6 protein-coding genes are annotated in these 6654 nt (G+C 70.0%); 3 read left to right on the forward strand and 3 right to left on the reverse strand.

All coding sequences use genetic code 11. The features are described from left to right. The first annotated feature begins 298 nt into the window (after positions 1-298). A complete protein-coding gene (locus IEZ12_RS40920) occupies positions 299-1129 on the forward strand; it encodes a transposase (RefSeq protein WP_505744224.1) in 831 nt (276 codons plus the stop codon). Between the two features lie 1069 nt (positions 1130-2198). Here IEZ12_RS40920 and IEZ12_RS28725 read toward each other — a convergent pair. Continuing rightward, on the reverse strand, positions 2199-2489 hold the full coding sequence (locus IEZ12_RS28725) for a DUF427 domain-containing protein (protein ID WP_229848221.1): 291 nt from the start codon (positions 2487-2489) through the stop codon (positions 2199-2201). 951 nt (positions 2490-3440) lie between these two features. On the opposite strand from IEZ12_RS28725, the gene IEZ12_RS28730 reads away from it, so the two are divergent. Both IEZ12_RS28730 and IEZ12_RS28735 read left to right on the forward strand, forming a co-directional pair. Next, entirely contained in the window at positions 3441-4247 is an 807-nt protein-coding gene (locus IEZ12_RS28730; protein WP_189275975.1) for a hypothetical protein, read from the forward strand. A 126-nt stretch (positions 4248-4373) separates the two neighbouring features. Continuing rightward, complete coding sequence (locus IEZ12_RS28735; RefSeq protein WP_189275977.1) at positions 4374-4880, forward strand: SigE family RNA polymerase sigma factor; 507 nt, start codon at positions 4374-4376, stop codon at positions 4878-4880. Between the two features lie 51 nt (positions 4881-4931). Here IEZ12_RS28735 and IEZ12_RS28740 read toward each other — a convergent pair whose 3' ends face one another. Further along, positions 4932-5330 (reverse strand): hypothetical protein, encoded by a 399-nt coding sequence (locus IEZ12_RS28740; RefSeq protein ID WP_189275979.1) that lies wholly within the window; start codon positions 5328-5330, stop codon positions 4932-4934. Between the two features lie 391 nt (positions 5331-5721). Then, positions 5722-6471, reverse strand: a complete 750-nt coding sequence (locus IEZ12_RS28745; protein ID WP_189275980.1) for a hypothetical protein — start codon at positions 6469-6471, stop codon at positions 5722-5724. Positions 6472-6654 lie beyond the last annotated feature (183 nt).

Genomic DNA, 6654 nt, shown 5'->3' on the forward strand with positions numbered 1-6654 from the left:
ACAACCTCGCCCTCGCCGGATGACCGGCAGGGCACGTGCCCCAATGCTGCCAGGTGAGTTACGAGACAGCCTTTAGCCGGGAATGGCCCCGCCCGGTGGTCAAGCATCGCGATCGCGCCCGAGGCCTGCTGCACCTGGTGGTCGAGGTAGTCGCCGGTCACGCCGAGACGACGCAACTGACCTGACTCATCAAAACCTTGACGTGACGGCCTACCAGGTCGAGGGCGAGGTCCACGGTGGTTGAGAAGTGAGCACAGTCCCCGTTCCGCACCGCGGCGACCCCGCGGTCTTCGGACCAGTGACACCCGGACCGGCACCTCCCCCAACAAGGTCATCGACGAGCCCTGCCAGCCGGACCAGCCCGCCAGATGCGGAAAGGGCCGTCGTGCGGGACGCGATGCCCGTGCCCGCCTGGCTGGAAGGCCGCGGCGGGTGGCCGGAGATTTACTGTCACCGACAATTGGTCGATGCGGTGCGCTACCTGGTCGCCGGCGGCATCGCCTGGAGGGCTATGCCTGCGGACTTCCCCGCATGGGGCCGCGTCTACGCGTCTTTTTGGGCACCGGCGGGAAAAGGGCCTGGTCGCCGAATTCCACGACCGGCTGCGGGACCGGGTCCGCGAGTTCGCCGGGCGGGATCCGGAGCCGACCGCGGGCATCATCGACGCCCAACCGGTGAAGGCGGCGGCGTCAGTGCCGGCCGCGAGCCGAGGCTTCGACGGCGGGAAAAGGTGAACGGCCGCAAGAGGCACATCGTCGTGGACACCCTCGGGCTGCTGCTGACCGTGCCGGTCACCGCGGCCTGCGTCACCGACCGCGAGGCCGGCGGGACGTTGCTGGAGCGGCTGCGTCAACGACACTGGCGCATCACGCCGGTTTGGGCCGACGGCGGCTGCACCAGGCGCCTGGTCGACCTCGCCCGCGACGTCCTGCGGATCGCACTGAACGCGGTCAAACGCACCAACGACACCACGGGCTTCATGGCGCTGCCCAAGAGGCGGCTGGTCGAGCGGACGTTCGCGTGGCTGATGCGCCGCGACTTCGAGACCCGCGCCGACACCTCCGAGGCGATGATCCGGTGGTCGATGACCATGGTCATGAGCCGCCGGCTCGCCCGGCGAGCACGCTGAACATCCCCGGACGCTCCTCGGCCGGCCAGCCCCGCGCGGCCAGGCGCTTCACCTTCGACCGCACCCCCTCCGCCTTCGTCGCGACCACCTCCAGAGCTGCCGGGCAGCACGCTCGCGCTCCTCCAACAGCCCCATCACCGACGGCATCCGGCACCTCCATCGAAGAGACGACATGACACCCCGACCCTGCCACCGAATCGCCGGCACTATGCCTGACCGGTGGAAACGTGCCCGTCACTCTCGGAAAGACAACGGTTTCCAACACAAGCGCATCATTGCCTGGCACGGCACGGCCATAGCCGTCCGACTCTACCCACTTGAATGACCACTCGGTGGATACGGCCTAATCAAACAATTCCTCGCTGCGCGGGACGAGCCTCCCCAGTAGTCGCTCGAGTTGCTCATTCGTCATGCTGCCCCCGCGGCCAAAGCCAGCCCACGCTTGAGCCCTCTTAGCCACCTCGATTTCAATTTCAAATGCCCTGTAGAGACAGGTGGCACAGGTGTATGAACTAGGCATTCCCCCTCTCGGGTCGGTGAGCCCAGAAAGCATCCGGCGCACAACGTCGACCGGCCCATGACCACTTGCAGCAAAGCCCCTAATGTCCCGAATCACGGCTTCATGCGAATTACCCATCCCATCCTTCCAGCCTTAAGAATAGCGAATTGATATTAACATGGGTTCCGGGGGTGCCTACCGCTTTAACGCTCCCCACCTTTGAGAGGTCCCAGTGGTTCGCCATTTTCCACGTGGATGCATTTGGCGCTGCCACTTCAGGCGATAGCACATCCCGGATCCCAACATCATGGCTCGTCAAGTTATCTGCGAGGTCATCAGCGGCCAACCATTCCCCGGAGATTCCCCGAACATTCTCCGGGCCGAATTCGTGCATCATGGCATCGAACGTCTCGGTCCCCCGCGGCGTTCTGCTGTTCGCCTGGATTAGCCCGCGCCCCGGACCGCCGCACCCAGGCACCCAGGAGCGCCGGAGCAGCAGCACATCCCCCCGCCCACCGCACCCGGGCGCCCAGTGGCACCGAACCATCGGCCGCCCGGCCCGCAGCACCGCTACTCGGACGCGACGACGTCCACCCCGCGCCAGAACGCGACCCGGTCACGCACCTGCTCGGCCTCCGGCTTCGGCTCCGGGTAGAACCAAGCCGCATCCCGGTTCTCGACACCGCCCACCGAAACCGTCCAATAACGGGCGACGCCCTTCCACGGACAGACCGTCGTCGTGTCACTCGGAACGAAGAACTCCCGATTCAACGACCCCAACGGAAAGTAGTGATTGCCCTCCACCACCACCGTCTCCCCGGACTCGGCCACCACCACACCGTTCCACACCGCACGCACCACCCCGCGCCACCGCCTTCCCCACACCGCGAACCGCCGACACTGACACCGCTGCACCGTCAACTCCCCACACCGCCACGGGATTCCACCCAACAGCCAGCGCGCGCGAACACCGCCGCACACCACCGAGACAACCCACCCGCCAGCACACCCATCGGCCGACATCCCACGCGGCCTCCAACGCCGACGACCCCGCCTCACACCCCCCACGCGCCGAGCAGGACGTCGGACACCGGCAGGCGGTGCGCGGGCATGACCGCCACCGCCCGAACCCACAGGGGACACGCCGCCCGGCCCCGCGGGCGCGCCATGCCAGAGGACCGAGCGCCCCGACCTGGGTCACCGACGGCCGGACGATGTCGGGCGCGTCGACAACGGGGCGCCGCCCCGTAAACGGAGGTCCGGTGCCGCACTGGCCAGAGACCGCCGAGCGTCTCCCGGACCTGAGGCGCCGTCAGATCCTCATCGAACAACCACACCAGAACCTGCGACCGCTTCACTCCACACCCGCGCGCAGTCTGCAGCGCCGGCCACTTCGTCTCCGGCAACACCCCCACGGGCCGGGCAGGACATCGGGCACCGGGCACACAGTGCGCGGGTCGATGCCCCCGACACCCGCCCGCCCGCCCCGGCAGCGGACCGCACACCCCGACCCGGATCACCGACCGCCGGGCACTGTCGGACACATCGGTGAGGGGACACCACCCCGCCGACCGTGCGGGAGCCCACCCGAGGCGCATCGGTGAGCGGCAGTCAGAGCCGGGACGCCGGCGCTGAGGGTGCGCCCACGGCCGGGCCGGGGCGCCGTCACCCACAGCGAGGAGGTCACGATCGGATAACAGCGGCTTCTTTCTGTGACCCCACGCACCCCTGCACCCGTGTAGAGGTCAGAGCCGCGTTCGAGCGGGTCCGCATGGCCGGCGTGCGCAGAGGACGACAGAAGGAGAGTCAGGGATGAAGGACTTCCGCTTGGACCTGAGCGACGAACTGTCCGCACTGACACCGCCGCCCCTGGGCGACATCGTGGCGGAAGCCACCAGGAAGGGCCGTCGCGCCCGCCGGGTACGGACCATCGGACAGGTCAGCGGGTCGGCACTGGCCCTGGCGGCCGCCGTCGTCCTGGCCGCCGGCCATCTGCCCGGCACCGCCAACGACACTGCCAGCGGCACCGTCGGCCCGGCGGCCGGCGGCACACCCGCCCTCGCCGCCCCCGCCGGCCCGACCCCGTCGCCCACGGCGTCCGGCGCCCTGGTCCGGGTGAGCGGCGCGGCCGTCCTCGCGACGGTCCTCGACGCACTGCCCGCCGGCCTGCAGACCAGCGGTTACGCCGCCAACGGCGCGACCGACGCACATGGCAAGTACGCCGCCGACGTCCCCGTCGCCCAGGTCAACATCCAAACCCCCCAGGGCCTCGGCATGATGCGGGTCTTCGTCGGCACCGCGTCCCCCGACGCGAAGTGCTCCACCGACGACGGCTGCCACCGCGACAGGTACGGCCAGCAGGTCCGCACCACCCACGTGAACGACAACTGCATCCAGAACACCGTGATCACCGTCCGCCACGCCGACAGCACCGCCGTCACCGTGCAGATGGCCACCTGCCTGGCCTGGAACGGCACAGCCAACCTGCCCGGAGTCCTCCCCCTCACCGAGGAGGCCGCCGCCGAACTCGCCGCCAACCCCGCCTTCCACACCATGATGACCCCTGCCCAGGGCGCCGCCGCCGCCGCACGCTTCCCCGCACTCCCCCCGATCAACTGACCCCGATCGACTGACCTCGTTCGGCTGACCCCGATCGACTGACCTCACCCCATCGCGGCCCCGGGACCCCCGGGGCCGCACACCCCACCCGGCACCCACCCCACACACCACCAGGGGGCACCACCCGTGCGCAAAGAAGCAGAATTCACCGCGTTCGCGCAGGCCGCAGCCCCCAGGCTCCGCCAGATCGCCTACCTGATGTGCCGCGACTGGCACCTCGCGCAAGACCTCACCCAGACCACCCTCACCAAGATGTACCTCGCCTGGCCCCGCATCACCCGCCGCGACCACGACCCGTTCGCCTACGCACGCAAGACCCTCCTCAACAGCCTCCTCGACCACAAACGCCTACGCAGCACCACCGAGGTGACGACCGACCACATCCCCGACCACACCCCCGACACCCCCCACCACGCCACCACCACCGACACCCGGCTCACCCTCATCGACGCCCTCGCCCAACTCACCCCCAGAGACCGCGCCATCGTCCTCCTCCGCTACTGGGAAGACCACACCGTCGAGACCACCGCCGACATACTCGGCGTCACCAACTCCGTGATCAAAACCCAAAGCATGCGCGCCCTCGCCACCCTCCGAGCCCACCTCCACCACACCGACCAACCCGCCCACTGACACCACACCGCCCCACGAGAACCACCCCCACCGGGGCTCTCCAGCGGCGGCTCAACCGAGGAACGGAAACGTCCGCATGGTCCAGCACGCGGCCTCCTCGGGGTCCCCGGGCCGCAGCGGCGCAGGGGATCCCATCCCGGTCACGTACAACCAGACCAGCACCGCAGCGACGACGAACATCGCCGGCAGCAGGTACCACCGGCTGCGCGGCAGACGGGAGAGCACCGCGCCGCACACCAGCAGTACGGCGAACATGACGACCCAGACGGAACGGGTGGCCGCCGCCAGTGTGGGATCCGGTTCGTGATCCTGGGTCAGACACCAGTGCCACGCTTCGCCCACCCAGGCATTGCCGCAGACGACACCCGCGGTCGCGAGGACCAACGCCGCCAGAACCCACACCGAAACCCAACCGCAGCCGCGAGCCCGACGGCCCTCCACCGACCCCACGCCGCCTCCTCAAAATGATGATCGTCCCGCGTCACGCGACGCACCCCACCCGCCGGCAGTTCCCGAACCCACAAACCCCAGGCGCATAAACGCGCGCTGCTCCTCGCCGCCGATACGGCACGCCCCGGACGCCGAACCAGTTCTCCAGCACCCCGAGCACCGGCCCGTAAACGCCCACCCCTCGACGACGCCGAGGCGCAACGCCTTGATCCCGTGACGACGCACACCCGGGCCACGCAGCTCCGCCAGCCGCACAAGACGATCCACGAGCGCGCGGCGCCCGATCGGCACACCCGTCGAGTTCAGGTCTCCCCGCGCAGAGGCCATGGCACCACCGGACGCGCCCGGCACCGGAAGGCAGACAGGCTCTCCCCTGAGCCCGCACCCGATCTCAAGCGGGCGACCGGTCGTCCAGGACGCCCAGAGGTCCTCCCGGAGTCTGCGCTGCGCTCAGGCGCCGCGCCGCCTCCGCCGCGAACAGCGCCGCCGGGACGGCCGCGGCCGGCACCGTCCACCACGGCAGGCCCGTCGAGAACGCCAGCACCGCCGGAGCGACGCAGGCGAGGAACGTGGTGAAGGCGATCCATCGGGCGAGCACGACGGTGCAGGGGCGGCCGATGAACTGCAGCACGCCGAGGGTGGCGGCGAATACTGCAAGCAGGGCGGCGAAGGTGCCCAGTCCGGCGGTGAACTGCGACTCGTCACGGGGCTCGTCGGCGGTCGCCTGCGTCTCGCCGTTCCGCTGCACGCGCATCACCTGGCCGTGCCACACCGTGCCGTCCACCCGGTCGCCGGGCTCCAGCTCTTCCAGAACCGGCCCGGCGTCGCCGAACGGCACCTCGCCGCGCCAGAACGGGGTGCCGTCCAGCGTCGCCCGGAACTCGGCGCCCCGGCCCCCGTGCCGGACGACCGTGCGGCTCACCGTGAACGTCACGGCGCGCACGCACTCCTCGCCCGGCCTGCTCGGGCTCCCGGCCGGACAGGGGACGGCGGCCGTGTACGAGCGGTACCGCTCGGCCTCGTACGGAAGCACGACGGTGAACACGAACCAGGCGACGGCGGCCGCCGGGACCATCAGCGCCGCGGCGAGCAGCGCACCGCCGGTGCGGGTCCACAGCGACGATGAGGGACGGTGGGTCATGACGGTTCTCCCCCGGTCCGGCACTCGGCCGAAACGCACCACCGCCGCCACCGGGGCGTGCCGCCCCGCCCCTTCTCGGGGTCGGACGGCACCGGGCGGCCGGAACGCCGGACGGTGTCGAAGTTCTCGGAGCGTGCCCGACGTTCGCTGAAGCCCTCTCAAAAGGAAGCCGGAGCCGGCACA

This window comes from Kitasatospora griseola (assembly GCF_014648555.1).
In the GTDB taxonomy this organism is placed as follows: Bacteria; Actinomycetota; Actinomycetes; order Streptomycetales; family Streptomycetaceae; genus Kitasatospora; species Kitasatospora griseola.

What these genes read in the sequence shown, in the direction of transcription:
- IEZ12_RS28745 (WP_189275980.1), bottom strand. Translation starts at nt 6,471, where the DNA reads ATGACCCACCGTCCCTCATCGTCGCTGTGGACCCGCACCGGCGGTGCG.
- IEZ12_RS28730 (WP_189275975.1), top strand. Translation starts at nt 3,441, where the DNA reads ATGAAGGACTTCCGCTTGGACCTGAGCGACGAACTGTCCGCACTGACA.